The sequence below is a fragment of the Mycobacterium bohemicum DSM 44277 genome (genome assembly GCF_001053185.1).
GTDB classification, from domain to species: Bacteria; Actinomycetota; Actinomycetes; order Mycobacteriales; family Mycobacteriaceae; genus Mycobacterium; species Mycobacterium bohemicum.
In genome coordinates, this window is record NZ_CSTD01000001.1 from 1820455 (window position 1) to 1844844 (window position 24390).

The following is a 24390-nucleotide window of genomic DNA, read 5'->3' on the forward strand; positions in this document are numbered from 1 at the left end:
TCGTCACGCCCGGCGCGCTTGGCAGCTCAGGACGCGCGCTCGTTCGCCGCGGCGGCGGGGGCGGGCGGCCGGCCCTTGCGCAGGGTGGCCAGCAGCTCGCGGTAGGGGCCGACGAGGTAGACGGTGTCGCCGCCGCGCAGCCAGGCGTCGCGACGCGGATGCAGGTTGACCGGCGCGTCCTCGCGGGTGATCGCGATGACCCGGGTCTGGGTCGACAGCTCGAACATCCGCAGCCCGTCGAGTTCGCTGTTGGCCGCCACCAGCATGGCGCCGACCATGAACGAGCGCTGCCCGACCGAGAACGTGCCCAGCACCTGCAGTCCCATCGCGGCGCCGATGAACCATGGCACGGCCAGGTCGACCGTCGAGCGGACGTGGTCGAAGCCGAACCGCTGCGCGATCGAGGACCCCAGCGCGCGGTCGTAGATGCGCAACACGATCGGGACGTGCGGGCGGACGACGTCCGGCAGCACCCGCGGGCCCAGCATCTCGCGCAGCACGATGCCGGTCTCGATGTTGACCATGTCGTCCTGGGTGAGCACCGCCACCGCGCGGGCGCGGTCGACGCGGGCCGACTCCAGCGTCCGCCGCAGCGTCGCGTCACCGAAGATCACCGGCACGTCGAGTTCGGCCGCCGTCGAGAGGAATCGGTTGTTCTCGTCGCGCTCGATGACCGCGACGTCGTAACCGGCGGCGGTCAGGTCACTGACCACGCGGACCCCGAACGAACCGAGGCCGACGACGACGATGTGGTTGCGCAGGTGCCGCGCGCGCCGCAGGCCCTCGGTCTGCACGAAGCGGCGCGACAGCAGCAGGTCGGCCAAGAAGGCGACCAGGATCGCGGTGATCGCCACGCCGGCGAACATCAGCATGACGCTGAACAGGCGCAGCCACGTGGGCTGGCTGGCGAAGCTGAAGTCCCCGTAGCCGACGGTGGTGACCGTCTCGGAGGTGAAGTACAGGGCGTCGACCCAGCCGATCGGCCGGCCCCGATAGGAGAGCCGGATGACGGCCGTCGACACCGCGATCACGGCCACCGCGACGCCCAGCGACGGGAACAGCATCGGGTTCACTTCGTCGCGCAGGGCCCGTGCGGCGTCGAAGACCCGCCGCCGCACGGACCGGTGGGCCCGGGTCGCCGTGCGGCGGGGCACCTTGATGCCGCGGGCGGACAGTTCGTCCTTGGTGCCGATCATCGAGGTGCAGTCGCCGGCGTACACGTGCAGGTCGCGGCCCGGGCAGGTCACCACCTCGCCGGGGGTGGGCGAGTTCTCCCCGCGGATCACCGCCACGGGCGCCAGGTCGCCGTAGATCTCGCGCAGGGTGGCGTCCTTGGGGGCCTCGTCGGCCGAGACGAGGAATTCGATGCCGGCCGCCTCGAACGGGTGCGTCGTTCGGGCCAGCAACGCTTCGACGACCGAGGGCGCCGCCAGGTCGGCGACGTCCAGGATCGCCCCGGGGCCGTTGTCGTCGGCCACCGCCTCGCGCAGCACGTCGTTGGCCAGCCGGGCCACCACGAGCACCTTCGGATTCAATCTCCTTGCCAGCAAGGCGATTTCGAGGTTCAACGCGTCGTCTGACCCGACGGAGACCACCGCGAGCGCACGGTCGACGCCGGCGCCGGCGACCTCGGCGGCGGTGGCGATCTGGACAATCCGTGCACCGGAGTTGTTCAGCTCGTCGACGATCGTGGTCGCCAGCGAGTCGTCACCGCAGACGATGATGTGACCGTTCACCGTTACCCGTGCTTCCGCTCGTAGGGCATCCGCGCCCGCCTCCCGTGAGATTCGTTGTCGCCGGGATCGGCCCGGCGTTACGACTATCCGACACTGCGCCGATCGCCGCGACAAGGGCCGGTGGTCCTTCCCCCCATGCCGTTCCACCTCGCCGCGCCCGATGCGCGCTCGACATACTGGCCGGGTGCCTTTCATCGAACGCGTGGCGTCGCGCGAGATCTATCGCAACCAGTGGCTCTCGCTGCGCGAGGACGACGTCCGCCGGCCCGACGGCAGCCTGGGTATCTACAGCGTGGTGGACAAGCCGACCTACGCGCTCGTGATGCCCTACGACGGGCAGCGCTTCCAGTTGGTCGAGCAGTACCGGTATCCGCTCGGCGCACGCCGGTGGGAGTTTCCGCAGGGGACGGCGCCGGGCCTGGCCGACGTCGAGCCGTCCGCGCTGGCCGAGCGCGAGCTGCGCGAGGAAACCGGGCTCCGCGCAACCTCGTTCGAGGCGCTGGGCGTGTTGGACGTCGCCGCGGGGATGACCAGCCAACGCGGGTGGGCGTTTCTGGCCACCGGGATCATCGAGGGCGAGACCGACCGCGAGCACGAGGAACAGGACATGCGCAGCGAATGGTTTTCGCGCGCCGACGTCGAGCAGATGATCCGGTCGGGAGTGCTGGCCGACGCGCAGTCGGTCGCCGCCTACGGGCTGTTCCTGCTGCACGGGCACTGACGCAGGCGGCCTTGCGGAGTTCTCAATAAAACTCTTAGTGCAATCGCAACCGAGATCGGTGCCGCGGCGCGGGAAGGAATTACGCGACTGGACGCACGTTCTGCCGAGGCGGAGGATCGCTGCGTATGAGCTGACCCGTCTCGGAGACGGTGGCCGCCGCGCGAAAGGCCGATTCGCCCATACAGAGGAGCACGTGACCCCTACGAACCCAGGTGTCGTGAAGTCGTCGACCATTTGCGCCGTCCTGCTGTCCGCTGCCGCGCTGTTCTCCGCAGTGCCGGCGTCGGCGGATGCAACCGACGATGCCTTCATCGGGGCGCTGCAGAATTACGGGATCGGCGTCAATAACCGCGACTCCGCGATTGCCACCGGCCATGACGTGTGCGCCGCGCTCGACAGCGGCCAGGACTCGTCCTTCCTGGTGATGGACGTGATCCGCGATACGCATCTCCCGGCCAAGAAAGCCGGCTTCTACGTCGGCGTTTCGGTGGCCGCCTACTGCCCGCAGTACAAGGGCACTCTCGATCCCTCGCTGAACTGGCTGCTGCCCGGGTTTCTGCCTCAGTTGTGAGTGGGGACCGCCTGAACAGGCACCTCCTGTGTTTGGCTGGAGGACATCTCGGGCAGCATAGGCAGCGTGACCGATCAACACGAGACGCGGCAGGACAAGATCACCGTGCCGCGACGCATGCCCGAAGGGCACGTCCACGCGCTCGCGATGCAAAAGGCGCAACGCAAGGTCAGACGGGGCAACCGGGTGGCCGACCTACAGCTCGGCGAAAGCAAACCGGTCGGCGGCGGCGACGGCACCGACGTGGAGTGGTCTTTCCGCTACCAAGTGGTTCCGCCGCCCGGGGGTTAAGGCGCGCTGCGGTGCCGGACGAGTCAGGATCGCGAGGTAACCCAACGAGAAATCGCGAGCCGCATCAACGCCGGACCGTGCGAGGAGCAGTAACTCGAGGCGGAAGAAACGCAGCGAATGCACGCTCCTGCGGGATCCCGGCTGAAACGTACTCTGAGCTGCGGCGAAACTGGTGCCCCCGGCAGGATTCGAACCTGCGGCCTTCTGCTCCGGAGGCAGACGCTCTATCCCCTGAGCTACGGGGGCGCAACCGACGTGACGTCGCGCCATGGGGCTTAGAAACAAGCACGCACAGACTAGCGCATCGCGGCGGGCGCCCGGGCACCGCAATAGATTCGAGGCGAGAGCACCCTAGCCCATAGGATGGACGCTCGTGACCCCCGCCGACCTGGCTGAGCTGCTCAAAGACACCGCCGCCGCGGTGCTGGCCGAGCGCGGGCTCGACGCTGCGGCGCTGCCGCCGACGGTCACGGTGGAACGGCCGCGCAACCCCGAGCACGGCGACTACGCCAGCAACCTGGCGCTGCAGCTGGGCAAGAAGGTGGGCGTCAACCCGCGCGAGCTGGCCGGCCTGCTCGCCGACGCGCTGGCGGAGGCGAGCGGCGTCGCCTCGGCAGAAGTGGCCGGGCCCGGCTTCATCAACATGCGCCTGGAGGCCTCGGCGCAGGCGGTGATCGTCGGGACCGTCATCGACGCAGGCGACGAGTTCGGCCAGTCCGACGCTCTCGACGGGCTGAAGGTCAACCTGGAGTTCGTCTCGGCCAACCCGACCGGACCGATCCACATCGGCGGCACCCGCTGGGCCGCGGTCGGCGACGCGCTGGGGCGGCTGCTGTCGACCCAGGGCGCCGACGTGGTGCGCGAATACTATTTCAACGACCACGGCGCCCAGATCGACCGGTTCGCCGGCTCGCTGATCGCCGCCGCCAAGGGTGAACCGACCCCCGAGGACGGCTACGCGGGCAGCTACATCAACGACATCGCCGCGCAGATCCTCGAGAAGGCGCCCGACGCGCTGAGCCTGCCCGACACGGAGATGCTCGAGACCTTCCGCCAGATCGGCGTCGACATGATGTTCACCCACATCAAGGAGTCGCTGCACGAATTCGGCACCGACTTCGACATCTACACCCACGAAGACTCGATGCACACCAGCGGCCGAGTCGAGCAGGCCATCGCCAGGCTGCGCGGCACCGGCAACATCTACGAAAAAGACGGCGCAACCTGGTTGCGCACCAGCGCTTTTGGCGACGACAAGGACCGCGTCGTGATCAAGAGCGACGGCAAGCCCGCCTACATCGCCGGCGACATCGCCTACTACCTGGACAAGCGCCAGCGCGGCTTCGACCTGTGCATCTACATGCTCGGCGCCGACCACCACGGATACATCGCCCGGCTCAAGGCCGTCGCCGCGGCGTTCGGCGAAGACCCGGCCACCGTCGAGGTGCTCATCGGGCAGATGGTCAACCTCGTGCGTGACGGCCAGCCGGTCCGCATGAGCAAGCGCGCCGGCACCGTGCTCACTCTCGACGACCTCGTCGAGGCGATCGGCGTCGACGCGGCGCGCTACAGTCTCATCCGCTCGTCGGTGGACACCCCGATCGACATCGACCTGGCGCTGTGGTCCTCGGCGTCCAACGAAAACCCCGTCTATTACGTGCAATACGCGCACGCCCGACTCTCGGCGTTGGCCCGCAACGCCGACGAGCTCGGCCTGGCCCCGGACACCGGCCACCTCGAGCTGCTCACCCATGACAAAGAGGGCACGCTGCTGCGCACCATCGGCGAATTCCCCCGCGTGCTCAAAACCGCTGCGGCGCTGCGCGAACCGCACCGGGTCTGCCGTTACCTGGAGGACCTCGCCGGCGACTACCACCGCTTCTACGACTCCTGCCGGGTGCTGCCCCAGGGCGACGAGCAACCCACCGACCTGCACGCCGCGCGGCTGGCGCTGTGCCAGGCCACCCGGCAGGTGATCGCCAACGGGCTGACCATCCTCGGCGTCGACGCCCCGGAGCGAATGTGAACGTCCACCCGGCCGGGCCGCGGCACGCCGACGAGACCCGGCACAGCGAAAGCCCCCCGCGCCCGCAATCCGCCGAGGACCTGCTGCGGCTGGCGCCCAACGTGTGGCCGCGCAACATAACTCGCGACGACGCCGGGGTGGCCGCCCTCGCGGGCATCCCGCTGACCGACCTCGCCCACGAGTACGGGACCCCGCTGTTCGTCATCGACGAAGACGACTTCCGGTCCCGCTGCCGCGACATGGCGTCGGCCTTCGGCGGCGGACGCAACGTGTACTACGCCGCCAAGGCCTTCCTGTGCAGCGAAATCGCGCGCTGGGTCGACGAGGAGGGCCTGTCCCTCGACGTATCCACCGGCGGGGAACTGGCCGTCGCGCTGCACGCCGGCTTCCCGCCCGAGCGCATCGCCTTCCACGGCAACAACAAATCGGTCGCCGAACTGACCGACGCGGTCAAAGCCGGTGTGGGCCATGTCGTTCTGGACTCGATGACCGAGATCGAGCGCCTGGAAGCCATCGCGGCCGACGCCGGGGTCGTCCAGGACGTGTTCGTCCGCCTCACCGTGGGGGTCGAGGCCCACACCCACGAGTTCATCTCGACCGCGCACGAGGACCAGAAGTTCGGACTGTCCATCGCCAGCGGCGCGGCCATGGCGGCCGTTCGCCGGGTCTTCGCCACCGACCACCTGCGGCTGGTCGGGCTGCACAGCCACATCGGTTCGCAGATCTTCGACGTCGACGGCTTCGAACTCGCCGCACACCGCGTCATCGGCATGCTGCGAGAGGTCGTCGAGGAATTCGGCGTCGACAAGACCGCGCAGATCTCGACCGTCGACCTCGGCGGCGGCCTGGGCATCTCCTACCTGGCCACCGACGACCCACCGCCGGTGAGCGAGCTCGCGGCCAAGCTGAGCGCGATCGTCGGCAAGGAATCCGCCGCCGTCGGGTTGTCCAGCCCCACACTCGTGGTCGAGCCCGGCCGCGCCATCGCCGGCCCGGGGACCATCACGCTCTACGAGGTCGGCACCGTCAAAGACGTTGACATCAGCGCCACGGCGCACCGCCGGTACGTCAGCGTCGACGGCGGCATGAGCGACAACATCCGCACCGCCCTGTATGACGCGCAGTACGACGCCCGACTGGTTTCCAGAACCAGCGACGCCCCCGCGACGCTGACCCGGATCGTCGGAAAGCATTGCGAGACGGGCGACATCGTCGTCCGCGACACCTGGGTCCCCGACGATCTGCGGCCCGGCGACCTCCTCGGAATCGCCGCCACCGGCGCCTACTGCTACTCGTTGTCGAGCCGCTACAACATGGTGGGGCGGCCCGCCGTCGTCGCGGTGCGCGCGGGCCACGCCCGCCTCATCCTGCGCCGTGAAACGGTCGACGATCTGCTGAGTCTGGAAGTGAGGTGAACCGTGCCCGGTGACGAAAAGCCCGTCGGCGTAGCGGTACTCGGGTTGGGCAACGTCGGCAGCGAAGTCGTCCGCATCATCGAGGACAGTGCCGGAGACCTCGCGGCCCGCATCGGCGCGCCGCTGGTGCTGCGCGGCGTCGGCGTCCGCCGGGTGGCCGCCGACCGCGGGGTGCCCATCGAATTGCTCACCGACAACGTCGAGGAACTCGTGTCCCGCGAGGACGTCGACATCGTGGTCGAAGTGATGGGGCCGGTGGAACCGGCGCGCAAGGCCATCCTGTGCGCGCTCGAGCACGGCAAGTCCGTCGTCACCGCGAACAAGGCGCTGCTGTCGACGTCCACCGGCGAATTGGCGCAGGCGGCCGAAAACGCGCACGTGGACCTGTATTTCGAGGCGGCCGTCGCCGGTGCCATCCCGGTCATCCGCCCCCTCACCCAGTCGCTCGCCGGTGATACGGTGCTGCGGGTGGCCGGCATCGTCAACGGCACCACCAACTACATCCTGTCCGCGATGGACAGCACCGGCGCCGACTACGATAGCGCCCTGGCCGACGCCAGCGCCCTCGGATACGCCGAGGCCGACCCGACCGCCGATGTCGAGGGCTACGACGCCGCCGCCAAGGCCGCGATCCTGGCGTCCATCGCCTTCCACACCCGGGTGCACGCCGACGACGTCTACCGCGAGGGCATCACCAAGATCACCCCGGCCGACTTCGCGACCGCGCGGGCGCTCGGCTGCACCATCAAGCTGCTCTCGATCTGCGAGCGGATCACCGGCGACGATGGGCAGCAACGGGTTTCGGCCCGCGTCTATCCGGCGCTGGTGCCCCTGTCGCACCCGTTGGCCACCGTCAACGGCGCCTTCAACGCCGTCGTCGTCGAGGCCGCCGCCGCGGGGCGGCTGATGTTCTACGGCCAGGGGGCCGGCGGGACGCCCACCGCGTCGGCGGTGACGGGCGACCTGGTGATGGCCGCCCGCAACCGGGTGCTGGGCAGCCGCGGGCCCAGGGAGTCCCGCTATGCCCAACTGCCGGTCGCCCCGATGGGGCTGATCTCCACCCGGTACTACGTCAGTATGAACGTCGCTGACACGCCCGGTGTGTTGTCCACGGTGGCAGCGGAATTCGCCAAACGCGACGTCAGCATCGCCGAGGTCCGCCAGGAGGGGGTGGCCGACGAGGGCGGGCACCGCGTGGGGGCGCGCATCGTCGTGGTGACCCACACCGCCACCGATGCGGCACTATCCGAAACCGTCGACGCGCTCGCCGATTTGGACGTCGTGCGCAACGTCGCCAGCGTGCTGCGACTGGAAGGAACCAGCCTGTGAGCGTTTCACGGACGGCCACCCACCAACCGTGGCCGGGGGTGATCGCGGCCTACCGCGACCGGTTGCCGGTCGCCGCGGACTGGACGCCGGTCACCCTGCTCGAGGGCGGCACCCCGCTGATCCCGGCGCCCCGGCTGTCGGAGCGGACCGGCTGCACGGTCCACCTCAAGGTCGAGGGCCTCAACCCCACCGGCTCGTTCAAGGACCGGGGGATGACGATGGCGGTCACCGACGCGGTGGCGCGCGGCCAGCAGGCCGTGCTGTGCGCGTCGACCGGAAACACCTCGGCGTCGGCCGCGGCGTACGCCGCGCGCGCCGGCATCACCTGCGCGGTGCTGATACCACAGGGCAAGATCGCGATGGGCAAGCTGGCCCAGGCGGTGATGCACGGCGCCAAGATCATTCAGATCGACGGCAACTTCGACGACTGCCTGGAACTTGCCCGCAAGATGACCGCAGACTTCCCGACCATCTCGCTGGTCAACTCGGTCAACCCGGTGCGCATCGAGGGCCAGAAGACCGCGGCGTTCGAGATCGTCGACGCGCTGGGGGCGGCCCCGGACGTGCACTCGTTGCCCGTCGGCAACGCCGGCAACATCACGGCGTACTGGAAGGGCTATCGCGAGTATCACCAGGAGGGCTTGATCACCGCGCTGCCCCGCATGCTGGGCACCCAGGCCGCAGGCGCGGCGCCCCTGGTGCTCGGGAAGCCGGTCAGCCACCCGGAGACCATCGCCACCGCGATCCGCATCGGCGCGCCCGCGTCGTGGACGGCGGCGGTCGAGGCGCAACAGCAATCCAACGGACGCTTCCTGGCCGCCACCGACGACGAGATCCTGGCCGCCTACCATCTCGTCGCCCGGTCCGAGGGTGTCTTCGTGGAGCCCGCCTCCGCGGCCAGCATCGCGGGCCTGCTCAAGGCCGTCGATGATGGCTGGGTGACCCGCGGCTCGACGGTCGTGTGCACCGTCACCGGCAACGGCCTCAAGGATCCCGACACGGCGCTCAAGGACATGCCCAGCGTGTCGCCGGTGCCGGTGGACCCTGGGCTCGTGGTAGAGAAGCTGGGGCTCGTCTAGATGGATGGCTGTCCGTGACCCCGATGCTGCCCGCCGGCCTGGCCGCCACCGCCGTGGTGTCGGCATCGAGCGCGAACCTGGGTCCGGGCTTCGACAGCCTCGGCCTGGCGTTGAGCCTGTGTGACGAGATCGTGGTCGAGACAACGGAATCCGGTCTCGAGGTGATCGTCGAGGGGGAGGGCGCCGACCAGGTGCCGCTGACCCGCGACCACCTGGTGGTGCGCGGCGTCGAACGCGGGCTGCACGCGGCGGGGGTCGGCGCCGCGGGGCTGGTGGTGCGCTGCCGCAACGCGATCCCGCATTCGCGTGGTCTGGGTTCCTCCGCGGCCGCCGTGGTGGGTGGCCTGGCCGCCGCCAACGGTCTTGTTGCACAGACGGATTCGCCACCGCTGACCGAGACCCAGCTGATCCAGCTGTCCTCGGAGTTCGAGGGCCATCCGGACAACGCGGCGGCCGCGGTGCTCGGCGGGGCGGTGGTGTCGTGGGTGGACTGCACGGGGGAGCGGCCGGTCTACTCGGCGGTACCCCTGCGGTTGCACCCCGACATCCGGTTGTTCTGCGCCGTTCCGGAGGATCGCTCGCTGACCGCCGAGACCCGGGTACTGCTGCCCGGCCGGGTCAGCCACGAGGACGCGAGGTTCAACGTCAGCCGGGCCGCGTTGCTGGTGGTGGCGCTGACCGAACGTCCGGACCTGTTGATGGCGGCCACCGAGGACATGCTCCATCAACGGCAGCGGGGCCCGGCGATGCCCGCCTCGGCGGAATATTTGCGGCTGATGCGGCGTCATAGTGTGGCAGCGACGCTTTCTGGGGCTGGTCCCTCCCTGATCGCACTGACCACCGAGCCGGAGTTACCCGCGGAAGTGGTCCAGTACGGTGCCGCTAAAGGATTTACCATCATTGCGATGACCGCCGGCGAAGGAGTTCGCTGGAGCCCGGGAGTCAAGGTGCTCGGTTGATCCACAGCGCGCCGGGAGGGTTTGCTTGCTTCCGGCCAGGATGCAGGCTATCCTCGGAGCCGTCCAGCAATCGCAGCATCTGCATACTGCATTGCGGCTAGGACAACCACCAATTCTTCTCGTGGACGAGGTTCGCCATACTCTCCCGCCGGTCCAGGCGATAACCCGTTGCAGAGTCGATGATTGGGCGCACTCGGCGATTCCGCTGAATGCAACGACCTCCCGTATGAGCTGATCAGCGGGGGAAGAAAGGAAATCCGTGACTGATACGGACCTGTTCACGGCTGGCGAGAGCACCGACAGCGACCCGCTGTCCGGCCCCGTGACCACAGACACCTCCGAAACCACGCCGGAGGCCAAAACGGATGCCCCGGTTGGCTCGCTGTCGGCGATGGTGTTGCCCGAACTGCGCGCGCTGGCGAATCGATCCGGCGTCAAGGGGACCTCGGGCATGCGCAAGAACGAGTTGATCGCCGCGATCCAAGAGGTCAGGGACGGCAAGGCCAATACCACCACCGCCGGCCCGTCGCAGGGCGAAGCCCCGGTCAAGGCCGACGCCGAGACACCGGCGGAGACGCAGCCGCAGACGGCTCCGGCGCAGGAAGGGCGCAACGGCTCGCCCGCCCGGGAACGGCGCGGCGCCTCCCGCGAAGCCGGATCGGCCCGCCAGACCGATCGTGACGGCTCGGCCCCCCGCGACGGCGAAGGCAACGACCGCCGCGGCCGCCAAGACAACAAGCAAGACACCAAGACCGACGAGCGCGAACAAGACTCGGGCGGCGACCAGCAGAACTCCGGCGGACAGCAGTCCCGGGGCGGCTCGAACCAGAACCAAAACCAGCAGGACGACGACGGCGAGGGCCGTCAGGGCCGGCGGGGACGCCGGTTCCGCGACCGCCGTCGCCGCGGGGAGCGCTCGGCCGACGGCGCCGACGCCGAACTGCGTGAGGACGACGTCGTCCAGCCGGTCGCCGGAATCCTTGACGTCCTCGACAATTACGCCTTCGTTCGCACCTCCGGCTACCTCGCGGGGCCGCACGACGTCTACGTGTCGATGAACATGGTGCGCAAGAACGGCTTGCGCCGCGGCGACGCGGTGACCGGTGCCGTTCGGGTGCCCCGCGACGGGGAGCAGCCCAACCAGCGGCAGAAGTTCAACCCGCTGGTGCGCCTGGACAGCGTCAACGGCGGCCCGGTCGAAGACGCCAAGAAGCGTCCGGAATTCAGCAAGCTGACGCCGTTGTACCCGAACCAGCGGCTGCGCCTGGAGACCACCCCCGACCGGCTGACCACCCGGGTCATCGACCTGATCATGCCGATCGGCAAGGGCCAGCGCGCGCTGATCGTCTCCCCGCCCAAGGCGGGCAAGACGACCATCCTGCAGGACATCGCCAACGCGATCACCAAGAACAACCCGGAATGCCACCTGATGGTCGTGCTCGTCGACGAGCGGCCCGAGGAGGTCACCGACATGACGCGTTCGGTCAAGGGTGAGGTCATCGCCTCGACCTTCGACCGGCCGCCGTCGGACCACACCTCGGTCGCCGAGCTGGCGATCGAGCGGGCCAAGCGCCTCGTCGAGCAGGGCAAGGACGTCGTGGTGCTGCTGGACTCGATCACCCGCCTGGGCCGCGCCTACAACAACGCGTCGCCCGCCTCGGGCCGGATCCTGTCCGGTGGTGTGGACTCCACCGCCCTGTACCCGCCCAAGCGCTTCCTGGGCGCCGCGCGCAACATCGAAGAGGGCGGGTCGCTGACCATCATCGCCACCGCCATGGTCGAGACCGGCTCCACCGGTGACACGGTCATCTTCGAAGAGTTCAAGGGCACCGGCAACGCCGAGCTGAAGCTGGACCGCAAGATCTCCGAGCGCCGGGTGTTCCCCGCGGTCGACGTCAACCCGTCCGGTACCCGCAAGGACGAGCTGCTGTTGTCGCCCGACGAGTTCGCGGTCGTGCACAAGCTGCGTCGGGTGCTCTCCGGCCTGGACTCGCACCAGGCCATCGATCTGCTGATGAGCCAGCTGCGCAAGACGAAGACCAACTACGAGTTCCTGGTCCAGGTGTCCAAGACCACACCCGGCTCGATGGACAACGACTAAGGACGATTCACCCCCGCGACACGTGCACCAGGCACACGACACGCCGCGTCGCGCCGCCACAGTGCACGTTTCGGCGGATCGACGGCCTCGATGCCCGCGGGAATGCCGGGGCGTCTCCCGTCGTTTTGGGGGGATAGCGATTGACCTGGCATAATCGACGCTCGACCACGAAGAGGACAGCATGAGAACCGACATTCATCCCGAGTACGCGGAGACCACGGTCGTCTGCGGTTGCGGCAACACCTTCCAGACGCGCAGCACCAAGACGGGCGGTCGCATCGTCGTCGAGGTTTGCTCGCAGTGCCACCCGTTCTACACCGGCAAGCAGAAGATCCTCGACAGCGGCGGCCGGGTGGCCCGCTTCGAGAAGCGCTACGGCAAGCGCAAGGCCGCGGCCGACACGGACAACACCGAAAACGCCGACAAATAGCTGGCTTACCGACGCCCGAACTGTGCAACCGCACGGGCCGGGCGTCGGTTCGCGTTTGCGGCAAGGCGGGCAGGAGGTGAGAGATGACGCAGCCGGTCCAGACGATTGACGTGTTGGTGGCCGAGCACGCCGAACTCGAGCGTGCGCTGGCCGATCCCGCGCTGCACAGCAACCCCGCCGAGGCGCGCAAGGCCGGCCGCCGGTTCGCCCGGTTGGCCCCCATTGTCGCCACCTACCGCAAGCTGGCCGCCGCCCGCGGCGATCTGGAAGCGGCCCGCGAACTCGTCGCCGACGACGCGTCGTTCGTCGACGAGGTGGCGCAGCTGGAATCGCAGGTGGCCGAGTTGGACACCCAGCTCACCGACATGCTGGCGCCCCGCGACCCGCACGACGCCGACGACATCGTCCTCGAGGTGAAATCCGGTGAGGGCGGCGAAGAGTCGGCGTTGTTCGCGGCCGACCTGGCGCGAATGTACATCCGCTACGCCGAGCGGCACGGCTGGACCGTGACGATCCTGGACGAAACGACCTCCGACCTCGGCGGTTACAAGGACGCCACCCTGTCCATCGCCAGCAAGGGCGACACGGCCGACGGTGTGTGGTCGCGCATGAAGTTCGAGGGCGGGGTGCACCGCGTGCAACGCGTCCCCGTCACGGAATCTCAAGGGCGCGTGCACACTTCGGCCGCCGGCGTGCTGGTCTATCCCGAGCCTGAGGAAGTCGCCGAGGTGCAGATCGACGAGTCGGACCTGCGCGTCGACGTCTACCGGTCGTCGGGCAAGGGCGGGCAGGGCGTCAACACCACCGACTCCGCGGTGCGCATCACCCACCTGCCCACCGGGATCGTCGTCACCTGTCAGAACGAGCGGTCGCAGCTGCAGAACAAGGCCCGCGCGATGCAGGTGTTGGCCGCCCGGCTGCAGGCGCTGGCCGAGGAGCAGGCGTCGGCCGACGCGTCGGCCGACCGCGCCAGCCAGATCCGCACGGTGGACCGCAGCGAGCGGATCCGCACCTACAACTTCCCGGAGAACCGGATCACCGATCATCGAATCGGTTTCAAGGCCCACAACCTCGATCAGGTGCTCGACGGTGACCTCGACGCGTTGTTCGACGCGCTGAGCGCCGCCGACAAGCAATCCCGGCTGCAACACACATGATGGAGCTGCGGCGGGAGATCGACTGTGCCGCGGCGCGTCTCGCCGCAGCGGGGATCGACTCGGCCCGGCACGACGCCGAGCAGTTGGCCGCCCACCTGGCGGGCACCGAGCGCGGCCGGCTCGCGCTGCTCGAGGCGCCCGGCGAGGAATTCTTCGGCCGATACCGGCAGATCGTGGCCCAGCGGTCGCGGCGGGTCCCCCTGCAGCACCTGATCGGGACCGCGTCGTTCGGGCCGGTGCAGCTGAATGTCGGTCCGGGCGTGTTCATCCCTCGTCCGGAGACCGAGGCGATTCTGGAATGGGCTCTGGCGCAACCGCTTCCGGACCGGCCGCTGATCGTCGACCTGTGCACCGGCTCCGGCGCGTTGGCGATCGCCCTGGCCCACCGCCTGCCCTCGGCGCGCGTCATCGGCGTCGACGACTCCGAGGACGCACTCGGCTACGCGCGCCGCAATGCCGAGGGCACGTCCGTGGAGTTGCTGCGCGCCGACGTCACCGACCCCGGGCTGCTCCCCGAGCTGGACGGCCGGGTGGACCTCGTCGTGGCGAACCCGCCCTACGTTCCCGACGACGCCGACGTCGCGCCCGAGGTGGCCGGGCACGATCCGCGGCACGCCGTGTTCGGCGGGCCGGACGGGATGGTGGTGATCGCGCCGATCGTCGGACTCGCCGCGCGCTGGCTGCGACCGGGCGGCCTGGTCGCCGTCGAGCACGACGACACCACGGCGCCCCAGACCGCCGCACTATTCTGTGCCGCAGGGCAATTCGAGGACATCCGCACCCGCCACGACCTGGCCGGCCGGCCGCGGTTCGTGACGGCCGGACGGAGCGGCGCCGATGACTGAGGTGTTCGACTGCGCCGACCCGGATCGGCGCGCGCTCGGCATCGCCTCGTCGGTCACGGCGCTCAAGGGCGGCAGGCTGGTCGTTCTGCCAACCGACACCGTGTACGGCATCGGCGCCGACGCATTCAACAGCGCCGCGGTGGCCGCCCTGCTGTCGGCCAAGGGCCGGGGTAGGGACATGCCCGTGGGTGTGCTCGTCGGCTCCTGGCACACCATCGAGGGGCTGGTCTACACGATGCCCGAGGGGGCCCGCGACCTCATCCGCGCATTCTGGCCCGGCGCGCTGAGTCTGGTTGTCCCGCAGGCGCCTTCGTTGCAATGGGATCTGGGTGACGCTCACGGCACCGTGATGCTGCGGATGCCGCTGCACCCCGTCGCCATCGAGCTGCTGCGCGAGGTCGGTCCGATGGCGGTGTCCAGCGCTAACGTTTCGGGCCGCCCGCCGGCGGTCGATGCCGCCGAGGCGCGCGACCAGTTCGGTGACCTCGTCGACGTCTACCTCGACGCCGGGCCGTCCGCCCGGCAGGCCGCCTCCACGATCGTCGACCTCACCGGGCCGGCCCCGCGCATCCTGCGGGTCGGTCCGGTGAGCGCCGAGCGGGTCGCGGAGGTGCTCGGTGTCGATCCGGCGGTGCTGACCGCATAGGGGGCCGGCGCGGTTTTTCGTGCCTCAGGTCGGTGCAGTAGGGTCTCGAGGTGTCCAGCCACGCAGCCAGCCTTGCCGGTGGATTCTTCGCTCTCTCCGATCGCAGCGCCGGTGTCCCGCTGCGCGAGCTGGCGCTCGTGGGGCTTACCGCGGCGATCATGACCTACTTCGCGACCGGCCCGGTGCGCGTGCTGGCCACCCGCCTGGGCGCCGTCGCCTATCCGCGGGAACGCGACGTGCACGTGACGCCGACGCCGCGGATGGGCGGGCTCGCGATGTTCATCGGAGTCGTCTCGGCCGTCTTCCTGGCGTCCCAGCTGCCCGCGCTCACCCGGGGCTTCGTCTATTCGACGGGGATGCCCGCGGTGCTGGTGGCCGGTGCGGTGATCATGGGGATCGGCCTCATCGACGACCGCTGGGGGCTCGACGCGCTGACCAAGTTCGCCGGTCAGATCACCGCGGCCAGCGTCCTGGTGACCATGGGTGTGGCCTGGAGTGTCCTCTATATCCCGCTGGGCGGCGTCGGCACCATCGTGCTGGACCAGGCGTCGTCGATCCTGCTAACCCTGGCGCTGACGGTGTCGGTGGTCAACGCGATGAACTTCGTCGACGGCCTCGACGGGCTGGCCGCCGGGCTGGGACTGATCACCGCGCTGGCGATCTGCATGTTCTCCGTTGGCCTGCTGCGCGATCACGGCGGCGACGTGCTGTTCTATCCGCCCGCCGTCATCTCGGTGGTGCTCGCGGGGGCGTGCCTCGGGTTCCTTCCGCACAACTTTCATCGCGCGAAGATCTTCATGGGCGATTCGGGCTCGATGCTGATCGGCTTGATGCTCGCCGCCGCCTCGACCACGGCGGCGGGCCCGGTCTCCCAAAACGCCTACGGCGCGCGCGACGTGTTTGCTCTCCTCTCGCCGTTCCTGCTGGTCGCCGCGGTCATCTTCGTCCCGATGCTCGATCTGCTGCTGGCGATCGTGCGCCGCACGCGTGCGGGACGCAGCGCGTTCAGCCCCGACAAGATGCATCTGCACCACCGGTTGCTGCAGATCGGCCATTCGCATCGCCGGGTGGTGTTGCTGATCTACCTCTGGGTCGGCATCGTCGCGTTCGGCGCGGCGAGCACGATCTTTTTCAATCCCCGCCACACCGCCATGGTGATGCTGGCGGCCATAGTGGTGGCCGGCGTCGCAACGATCATCCCGCTGCTGCGCCGCCGCGAAGACTACGACGACCAGTAGTAGTAACCGTCTCTCGTGTGATAAGGTGCAGGTAGAACCCCCAAACGAGCCTCGCAGGCTACTGGCCGAACGGCCCATCGGACGCTGGTTCGACCGCGCCGGCTCACGCCGGACGCCGGGAGATACCCCTTGGGCAAATTCGGCTGTGGCGTGCGATACGCTCGGCGGGCCACCGATCAGTCGGTCGTGGGGTTCCCGTTCCGTCAAGCTGGGATTGAGGTGCTGCAGTGACGACACCAGCGCAGGATGCGCCGTTGGTGTTTCCCTCTGTTGCGTTCCGTCCCGTCCGGCTTCTCGTCACCTGCCTCGTCATCACGGCCGCGGCCGTGTTGGCCGCCGGATTGTCCGGTCACCTGCTGGCGGGGGTCTTCTTCGGCATCGGCTTGCTGCTCGGTTTGCTCAACGCGCTGCTGGTGCGCCGGTCGGTCGCAGCGATCACGGCCCAGGACCATCCGCTGAAAAGGTCGATGGCGGTGAACTCCGCGACCCGCCTGGCGGTCATCACGGTTCTCGCGCTGATCATCGCCTTTGTTTTCCGGCCGGCCGGTCTGGGCGTGATGTTCGGCCTGGCGCTGTTCCAGGTGCTGCTGGTCGCGACGACGGCGCTGCCGGTCTGGAAAAAGATCCGCGCCACCGGGGTGGCGGCCCCCGAAGTGGCGGAGGAAAGGAACCCGGGCAATGAGTGAAGTGTTCTTGGCCGAGTCGCAGATCGAGGTCGGCCAGCACAACACGGCTACCTGGTTAGGTATGACCGTCAACACGGACACGATCCTGTCGACCGCGATCGCCGCGGTCATCGTCCTGGCCCTGGCGTTCTTCCTGCGCGCCAAGATCACCTCGACCGGCGTGCCCAGCGGGGTTCAGCTGTTCTGGGAGGCGATCACCGAGCAGATGCGCGGCCAGATCGAGAGCGCCATCGGCATGCGCATCGCGCCCTTCGTGCTACCGCTGGCCGTCACCATATTCGTCTTCATCCTGATCTCCAACTGGCTGTCGGTGCTGCCACTGCAATACACCGACAAATCCGGACACACCACCGAGCTGCTGAAGTCGGCGGCCGCCGACATCAATTACGTGCTGGCCCTGGCCCTGTTCGTGTTCGTCTGTTACCACGTGGCCGGCATCTGGCGCCGCGGCATCGTCGGGCACCCGCTGGCCGTGCTCAAGGGGCACGTCGCGTTCCTGGCGCCGATCAACCTGGTCGAGGAGCTCGCCAAGCCGATCTCCTTGTCGCTCCGGCTTTTCGGCAACATTTTCGCCGGGGGCATCCTGGTCGCGCTGATCGCGCTGTTCCCGCCGTACATCATGTGGTTGCCCAACGCGATCTGGAAATCGTTCGACCTGTTCGTCGGCGCCATCCAGGCCTTCATCTTCTCCATCCTGACGATCTTGTACTTCAGCCAAGCGATGGAGGTGGAAGAACACCATGACTGAGTCCGCCGCCCATCGTCCCCGAACAAGCACCAGTTCAGACATCAGTACAGGCGCCTGGTAGACCGCTACCAGACAGCCACCACATAAAGGAGGAAAGAATGGACCCCACTATCGCTGCCGGTGCCCTCATCGGTGGTGGCCTCATCATGGGCGGTGGCGCGATCGGTGCCGGTATCGGCGACGGAATCGCCGGCAACGCACTGGTTTCCGGCATCGCCCGGCAGCCTGAGGCGCAGGGCCGGTTATTCACCCCGTTCTTCATCACCGTCGGTCTGGTCGAGGCGGCCTACTTCATCAACCTGGCGTTCATGGCGCTGTTCGTCTTCGCCACCCCGGTCACCTAACTCGTGGTGATGGGCGACACGAGTTTTGTTGTTCTGGCCGCGGGCCAGGGCGGCGAGGGCGGCAAGGGCGGCGGGAGTAACTTCCTCGTCCCCAATGGCACGTTCTTCTTCGTGCTGGCCATCTTCCTCATCGTGCTGGCCGTCATCGGCACCTTCGTCGTACCGCCGATTTTGAAGGTGATGCGCGAACGGGAAGCCATGGTCGCCAAGACCGTTGCCGACAACAAGAAGGCCGCCGAGCAGTTCGAGGCGGCCCGGGCCGACTACGAGGAAGCCCTCAAGGAGGCCCGCGTGCGGGCGTCGTCGTTGCGCGACGATGCCCGCGCGGAAGGCCGTAAGGTGGTCGAGGACGCGCGCGCCCGTGCCGAGCAACAGGTGATGTCGACATTGCAGATGGCCTCCGAGCAATTGAAGCGGGAGAGGGACGCCGTGGAATTGGACCTGCGCGCGAACGTGGCGAGCATGTCGGCGACGCTGGCCAGCCGCATCCTCGGTGTCGAGATCGCCCCCGTCGCCGCACCCACCTCGTCAACCGGGAAGTCCGGGCGGTAGCAACGCATGTCGACTTTCATCGGACAGCTGATCGGCTTCGCGCTCATCGTGTTTCTGGTGGTGCGTTACGTCGTGCCGCCCGTGCGTCGTTTGATGGCCGCGCGGCAAGACGCGGTGCGCCAACAATTGAAGGACTCCGCCGCGGCGGCCGATCGCTTGACGGAATCCACCTCGGCCCACGACAAGGCCGTGGAGGAGGCCAAGGCGGAGGCCGAGCGGATCGTCGAAGAGGCGCAGACGGATTCGGGCCGCATCGCCGAGCAGCTGCGGGCCCAGTCCGGCGTCGAGGCGGAACGCATCGAATCCCAGGGCACCCGCCAGGTCGACCTGCTGCGGACCCAGCTGAGCCGCCAGCTTCGCTTCGAGCTCGGTCACGAGGCCGTGCGCCGGGCCGGCGAATTGGTGCGGGACTACGTCGCCGACCCTGCCCAGCAGTCGGCCACGGTCGACCGGTTCCTGGACGATCTCGAGGCCATGGCGCCCGCACCCGCCGAAGTCGCCTACCCGCTGCTGACCAAGATGCGGTCGGCGAGTCGGGCTGCGCTGACCGATCTGATGGATCGCTTTCGCGACATCGCCAAAAACCTCGACAACGACGCCCTTTCCAACGTTTCCCGCGAACTGGTCGCGGTGGGGCAGATGCTGGACCGCGAGATTGTGGTGACCCGGTACCTCACGGTGCCCGCCGAAGACGCCGCGCCCCGGGTCACGTTGATCGAGCGACTGGTAACGGGCAAGGTCGGCGACGCCACCCTGGACATCCTGCGACTTGCGGTCTCGGAGCGCTGGTCGGCCAACGCCGACCTTGTCGCCGCCATCGAACACATCTCCCGGCAGGCGCTGCTGGAGGTCGCCGAGCGGGAAAACAAGGTCGACGAGGTCGAGGACCAGCTATTCCGGTTCTCCCGAATCCTCGACGCGCAACCGAGACTGGCGATTCTGTTGGGCGACTACGCCGTTCCGGTGGAGGGCCGGGTCGGCTTGCTGCACAAGGTGCTTGAGGGCTCGAGCGGCTCGGTCAACCCGATCGTGCGGGCACTGCTGACCCAGACCATCGAGCTGCTGAGGGGCCAGAACGCCGACGAGGCCGTTCAGTTCCTGGCCGAGGTGGCCGTGGCGCGCCGCGGCGAAGTCGTCGCGCAGGTCAACGCCGCGGCCGAACTCAGCGATGAGCAACGGGGCCGCGTCACCGAAGTGCTCAGCCGCATCTACGGCCACCCGGTGGCGGTGCAGCTGCAGGTCGACGCCGAGCTGCTGGGCGGGCTGCTGATCTCCGTGGCCGACGAGGTCATCGACGGGACACTCTCATCGCGTCTGGCCGCCGCCGAGGCCCAGTTGCCGGACTGACCACGAACGATTCATCACAACCGACGCGAACACAGATCAAGTAGGAAGACGAAAAGCCATGGCCGAGTTGACAATCTCCGCTGAGGACATTCAGGGCGCCATCGAGGAGTACGTAGGCTCCTTCACCTCCGACACCACCCGCGAGGAGGTCGGCACGGTCACGGATGCCGGCGACGGCATCGCGCACGTCGAAGGCCTGCCCTCGGTCATGACCCAGGAGTTGCTGGAGTTCCCGGGCGGCGTGCTCGGCGTCGCGCTGAACCTCGATGAGCACAGCATCGGCGCGGTGATCCTGGGTGACTTCGAGAAGATCGAGGAGGGCCAGCAGGTCAAGCGCACCGGCGAGGTGCTGTCGGTGCCCGTCGGCGACGGCTTCCTGGGGCGTGTCGTGAACCCTCTCGGCCACCCGATCGACGGCCAGGGCGACATCGACACCGACATCCGGCGCGCGCTGGAGATTCAGGCGCCGTCGGTGGTGCAGCGGCAAAGCGTCAGCGAGCCGCTGCAAACCGGCATCAAGGCCATCGACGCGATGACGCCGATCGGTCGCGGCCAGCGGCAGCTGATCATCGGCGACCGCAAGACGGGCAAGACCGCGGTGTGCGTCGACACCATCCTCAACCAGCGCGAGAACTGGGAGAGTGGCGACGAGAAGAAGCAGGTCCGATGCGTGTACGTGGCGATCGGGCAAAAGGGCACGACCATCGCGTCGGTGCGGCGTGCGCTCGAAGAGGGCGGCGCGATGGATTACACCACCATCGTCGCGGCGCCGGCGTCGGACTCCGCGGGCTTCAAATGGCTTGCCCCGTATACGGGTTCGGCGATCGCTCAGCACTGGATGTACGAGGGCAAGCACGTGCTGATCGTGTTCGACGACCTGAGCAAGCAGGCCGAGGCCTACCGCGCCATCTCGCTGCTGCTGCGCCGTCCGCCCGGCCGCGAGGCCTACCCCGGCGACGTGTTCTACCTGCACTCCCGGCTGTTGGAGCGCTGCGCCAAGCTGTCCGATGAGCTCGGCGGCGGCTCGCTGACCGGCCTGCCGATCATCGAGACGAAGGCCAACGACATCTCCGCCTACATCCCGACCAACGTCATCTCGATCACCGACGGGCAGTGCTTCCTGGAGTCCGACCTGTTCAACCAGGGCGTGCGGCCGGCGATCAACGTGGGTGTGTCGGTGTCCCGGGTCGGCGGCGCCGCGCAGATCAAGGCCATGAAGGAAGTGGCCGGGTCGTTGCGTCTTGACCTGTCGCAGTACCGGGAGCTGGAATCCTTCGCCGCGTTCGCGTCCGACCTGGACGCGACGTCCAAGGCCCAGCTCGAGCGCGGGGAGCGGCTGGTCGAGCTGCTCAAGCAGCCGCAGTACCAGCCCATGCCGGTCGAGGAGCAGGTGGTGTCGATCTTCCTGGGCACCGGCGGCCACTTGGACTCGGTGCCCGTCGAGGACGTCAGGCGCTTCGAAACCGAACTGCTGGACCACATGCGGGCCTCCGAGGAGAAGTTCCTCGCCGGCATCCGCGACAGCGGCAAGCTCTCGGAGGAGGGCGAGAACCAGCTGGTCGAGATCATCAACAAGTTCAAGAAGGGTTTCGGGGCCTCGGACGGCGGTTCGGTGGTGCCCGACGAGCACGTCGAGCCGATGGACGAGGGGGACCTGGCGAAGGAGTCCGTCAAGGTCAAGAAGGAAAAGCCGAAGGCCAAGGAAAAGAAGGACAAGAAGTAGCGGACAATGGCTGCCACACTTCGGGAACTACGGGGCCGGATTCGCTCCGCGGGGTCGATCAAGAAGATCACCAAGGCCCAGGAGATGATCGCGACCTCGCGCATCGGCAGGGCGCAGGCGCGGTTGGAATCCGCACGGCCCTATGCCTTTCAGATCACCGCGATGCTCACCACCCTGTCCGCCGAGGCCGCACTCGACCACCCGCTGCTGGTCGAGAGGGCAGAACCCAAGCGGGCGGGAGTCCTGGTGGTCTCCTCCGACCGCGGTCTGTGCGGCGCGCACAACTCCGGCATCTTCCGCCGCTCCGAGGAGCTGTTCTCCCTGTTGCGGGAGGAAGGCAAGACGCCGGTGGTGTACACGGTGGGCCGTAAGGCGCTGAATTACTTCAGGTTCCGCAACTGGGACATCACCGAATCGTGGACGGGATTCTCCGAGCAACCCTCGTATGAAGACGCCGCGGAGATCGCCTCGACCTTGGTCGATACCTTCATGAAGGGCGCGGGCGACGACGATCAGACCGGCGACGAGCAGGGCGTCGACGAACTGCACGTCGTGTACTCGGAGTTCAAGTCGATGATGTCGCAGGCGGCGGTGGCCCACCGCATCGCCCCGCTGATCGTGGAGTATGTCGAAGAGCCCGAGGAGCTGCACACCCTGTACTCGTTCGAGCCCGGCGCCACAACGCTTTTCGAGGCGTTGCTGCCCCGGTACATCACGACGCGCGTCTACGCGGCACTGCTGGAATCCGCGGCATCGGAGCTGGCGTCGCGGCAGCGCGCGATGAAGTCGGCCACCGACAACGCCGACGACTTGATCAAAGAGCTGACGCTGATGGCAAACCGCGAGCGGCAGGCTCAGATCACCCAGGAAATCAGCGAAATCGTTGGCGGCGCAAACGCGCTCGCCGATGCTAAGTAGCACACGAGGAAGAAGAAGATTATGGCTGCTACTATCCAAAGCACCGACGAGAAGACCGACAAGAAGTCGACCAACGGCGAGACCAGCGGCCGGGTCGTCCGGATCACCGGCCCCGTCGTCGACGTCGAGTTCCCCCGCGGTTCCGTCCCGGAGCTGTTCAACGCGCTCAACGCGGAGATCACCTTCGAGGAACTCAAGAAGACGCTGACGCTCGAGGTCGCACAACACCTGGGCGACAACCTGGTTCGCGCCATCTCGATGCAGCCCACCGACGGCCTGGTGCGCGGCGTCGAGGTCACCGACTCCGGCAGGTCGATCTCCGTGCCCGTCGGCGAGGCCGTCAAGGGCCACGTGTTCAATGCCCTGGGAAAGTGTCTGGACGAGCCCGGGTACGGCGAGGACTTCGACCACTGGTCCATCCACCGCAAGCCGCCCGCGTTCGAGGACCTCGAGCCCCGCACCGAGATGCTCGAGACCGGCCTGAAGGTCGTGGACCTGCTCACCCCGTACGTCCGCGGCGGCAAGATCGCGCTGTTCGGCGGTGCCGGCGTGGGCAAGACGGTGCTGATCCAGGAGATGATCAACCGCATCGCCCGGAACTTCGGCGGCACGTCGGTGTTCGCCGGCGTCGGGGAGCGCACCCGTGAGGGTAACGACCTCTGGGTCGAGCTCAAGGAAGCCGACGTGCTCAAGGACACGGCGCTGGTGTTCGGTCAGATGGACGAACCGCCCGGCACCCGTATGCGGGTCGCGCTCTCGGCTCTGACGATGGCCGAGTGGTTCCGTGACGAGGCCGGCCAGGACGTGCTGCTGTTCATCGACAACATCTTCCGGTTCACCCAGGCGGGGTCCGAGGTCTCCACGCTGCTCGGCCGAATGCCGTCGGCGGTGGGTTACCAGCCCACCCTGGCCGACGAGATGGGTGAGCTGCAGGAGCGCATCACGTCCACCCGCGGCCGCTCGATCACGTCGATGCAGGCGGTCTACGTGCCCGCCGACGACTACACCGACCCGGCGCCCGCGACGACGTTCGCCCACCTCGACGCCACCACCGAGTTGTCGCGTTCGGTGTTCTCCAAGGGCATCTTCCCCGCGGTGGACCCGCTGGCCTCGAGCTCGACGATCCTCGACCCGAGCGTCGTCGGCGATGAGCACTACCGGGTGGCGCAAGAGGTCATCCGGATCCTGCAGCGCTACAAGGACCTTCAGGACATCATCGCGATCCTCGGCATCGACGAGCTGTCCGAGGAAGACAAGCAGCTCGTCCAGCGCGCGCGGCGCATCGAGCGCTTCCTGTCGCAGAACATGATGGCGGCCGAGCAGTTCACCGGCCAGCCCGGCTCGACGGTCCCGGTGAAGGAGACCATCGAGGCGTTCGACAGGCTGACCAAGGGCGAGTTCGACCACATTCCCGAGCAGGCGTTCTTCTTGATCGGCGGCCTCGACGACCTGGCCAAGAAGGCCGAGAGCTTCGGCGCCAAGCTCGACTCCTGAGGATCGGTAACAAGCTTGTGAAAGGCGCTGTGCC

At 68.1% G+C, this 24390-nt stretch carries 23 protein-coding genes and 1 tRNA gene; 22 read left to right on the forward strand and 2 right to left on the reverse strand.

The features are described 5' to 3' along the window. Positions 1-26: 26 nt before the first annotated feature. Complete coding sequence (locus tag BN971_RS08285) at positions 27-1736, reverse strand: NAD-binding protein (protein WP_245837071.1); 1710 nt, start codon at positions 1734-1736, stop codon at positions 27-29. 160 nt (positions 1737-1896) lie between these two features. Here BN971_RS08285 and BN971_RS08290 point away from each other — a divergent pair, with 160 nt between their 5' ends. From BN971_RS08290 to BN971_RS08300, 3 genes are all read left to right on the forward strand, one after another. Then, entirely contained in the window at positions 1897-2457 is a 561-nt protein-coding gene (locus tag BN971_RS08290; RefSeq protein WP_085183224.1) for an NUDIX domain-containing protein, read from the forward strand. A 217-nt stretch (positions 2458-2674) separates the two neighbouring features. Continuing rightward, positions 2675-3028: a DUF732 domain-containing protein gene (locus BN971_RS08295; protein ID WP_245837067.1), complete on the forward strand. Its 354-nt coding sequence runs from the start codon at positions 2675-2677 to the stop codon at positions 3026-3028. Between the two features lie 66 nt (positions 3029-3094). Beyond that, positions 3095-3319, forward strand: a complete 225-nt coding sequence (locus BN971_RS08300; protein ID WP_085183222.1) for a hypothetical protein — start codon at positions 3095-3097, stop codon at positions 3317-3319. 170 nt (positions 3320-3489) lie between these two features. Here the strand turns inward: BN971_RS08300 and BN971_RS08305 are convergent. Further along, a tRNA-Arg gene (locus BN971_RS08305) sits at positions 3490-3565 on the reverse strand. Between the two features lie 127 nt (positions 3566-3692). Here BN971_RS08305 and argS point away from each other — a divergent pair. The 19 genes from argS (at position 3693) to atpD (ending at position 24356) form a co-directional block, all read left to right on the forward strand. Further along, positions 3693-5345: an arginine--tRNA ligase gene (argS, locus tag BN971_RS08310; RefSeq protein WP_085183221.1), complete on the forward strand. Its 1653-nt coding sequence runs from the start codon at positions 3693-3695 to the stop codon at positions 5343-5345. Beyond that, positions 5342-6760, forward strand: a complete 1419-nt coding sequence (lysA, locus tag BN971_RS08315; RefSeq protein WP_085183220.1) for a diaminopimelate decarboxylase — start codon at positions 5342-5344, stop codon at positions 6758-6760. The genes argS and lysA overlap by 4 nt, the downstream gene beginning before the upstream one ends. Positions 6761-6763: 3 nt before the next feature. Then, the gene (locus BN971_RS08320; protein ID WP_085183219.1) at positions 6764-8089 is read left to right on the forward strand and encodes a homoserine dehydrogenase; all 1326 of its coding nucleotides are present in this window, start codon (positions 6764-6766) and stop codon (positions 8087-8089) included. Next, positions 8086-9168: a threonine synthase gene (thrC, locus tag BN971_RS08325; RefSeq protein WP_085183218.1), complete on the forward strand. Its 1083-nt coding sequence runs from the start codon at positions 8086-8088 to the stop codon at positions 9166-9168. Before BN971_RS08320 ends, thrC begins: the two co-directional genes overlap by 4 nt. 23 nt (positions 9169-9191) lie before the next feature. After that, positions 9192-10127 (forward strand): homoserine kinase, encoded by a 936-nt coding sequence (thrB, locus tag BN971_RS08330; protein ID WP_085183278.1) that lies wholly within the window; start codon positions 9192-9194, stop codon positions 10125-10127. Between the two features lie 259 nt (positions 10128-10386). After that, positions 10387-12228, forward strand: a complete 1842-nt coding sequence (rho, locus tag BN971_RS08340; RefSeq protein ID WP_085183217.1) for a transcription termination factor Rho — start codon at positions 10387-10389, stop codon at positions 12226-12228. Positions 12229-12409: 181 nt separating this feature from the next. Continuing rightward, positions 12410-12658: a 50S ribosomal protein L31 gene (gene rpmE / locus BN971_RS08345; RefSeq protein WP_085183216.1), complete on the forward strand. Its 249-nt coding sequence runs from the start codon at positions 12410-12412 to the stop codon at positions 12656-12658. Between the two features lie 83 nt (positions 12659-12741). Continuing rightward, positions 12742-13815, forward strand: coding sequence for a peptide chain release factor 1 (gene prfA / locus BN971_RS08350; RefSeq protein ID WP_085183215.1), 1074 nt, complete (start codon positions 12742-12744; stop codon positions 13813-13815). Continuing rightward, positions 13812-14660 (forward strand): peptide chain release factor N(5)-glutamine methyltransferase, encoded by an 849-nt coding sequence (prmC, locus tag BN971_RS08355; RefSeq protein WP_090349919.1) that lies wholly within the window; start codon positions 13812-13814, stop codon positions 14658-14660. The genes prfA and prmC overlap by 4 nt, the downstream gene beginning before the upstream one ends. Next, complete coding sequence (locus BN971_RS08360) at positions 14653-15306, forward strand: L-threonylcarbamoyladenylate synthase (RefSeq protein WP_085183213.1); 654 nt, start codon at positions 14653-14655, stop codon at positions 15304-15306. Before prmC ends, BN971_RS08360 begins: the two co-directional genes overlap by 8 nt. A gap of 50 nt (positions 15307-15356) precedes the next feature. Then, positions 15357-16544 (forward strand): glycosyltransferase family 4 protein, encoded by a 1188-nt coding sequence (locus BN971_RS08365; protein ID WP_085183212.1) that lies wholly within the window; start codon positions 15357-15359, stop codon positions 16542-16544. A 227-nt stretch (positions 16545-16771) separates the two neighbouring features. Continuing rightward, positions 16772-17230, forward strand: coding sequence for an ATP synthase subunit I (locus tag BN971_RS08370; protein ID WP_085183211.1), 459 nt, complete (start codon positions 16772-16774; stop codon positions 17228-17230). Then, positions 17223-17978: a F0F1 ATP synthase subunit A gene (gene atpB / locus BN971_RS08375; protein WP_085183210.1), complete on the forward strand. Its 756-nt coding sequence runs from the start codon at positions 17223-17225 to the stop codon at positions 17976-17978. The genes BN971_RS08370 and atpB overlap by 8 nt, the downstream gene beginning before the upstream one ends. Positions 17979-18076: 98 nt before the next feature. Beyond that, complete coding sequence (locus tag BN971_RS08380; RefSeq protein WP_071509226.1) at positions 18077-18322, forward strand: F0F1 ATP synthase subunit C; 246 nt, start codon at positions 18077-18079, stop codon at positions 18320-18322. 9 nt (positions 18323-18331) lie between these two features. Then, positions 18332-18874 (forward strand): F0F1 ATP synthase subunit B, encoded by a 543-nt coding sequence (locus BN971_RS08385; protein WP_085183277.1) that lies wholly within the window; start codon positions 18332-18334, stop codon positions 18872-18874. 6 nt (positions 18875-18880) lie between these two features. Then, on the forward strand, positions 18881-20221 hold the full coding sequence (locus BN971_RS08390; protein WP_085183209.1) for a F0F1 ATP synthase subunit B/delta: 1341 nt from the start codon (positions 18881-18883) through the stop codon (positions 20219-20221). A gap of 58 nt (positions 20222-20279) precedes the next feature. Continuing rightward, positions 20280-21944 (forward strand): F0F1 ATP synthase subunit alpha, encoded by a 1665-nt coding sequence (atpA, locus tag BN971_RS08395; protein WP_085183208.1) that lies wholly within the window; start codon positions 20280-20282, stop codon positions 21942-21944. A 6-nt stretch (positions 21945-21950) separates the two neighbouring features. Continuing rightward, complete coding sequence (locus BN971_RS08400) at positions 21951-22862, forward strand: F0F1 ATP synthase subunit gamma (RefSeq protein WP_085183207.1); 912 nt, start codon at positions 21951-21953, stop codon at positions 22860-22862. A 33-nt stretch (positions 22863-22895) separates the two neighbouring features. Further along, positions 22896-24356, forward strand: a complete 1461-nt coding sequence (atpD, locus tag BN971_RS08405) for a F0F1 ATP synthase subunit beta (RefSeq protein ID WP_090350045.1) — start codon at positions 22896-22898, stop codon at positions 24354-24356. Positions 24357-24390: the final 34 nt, after the last annotated feature.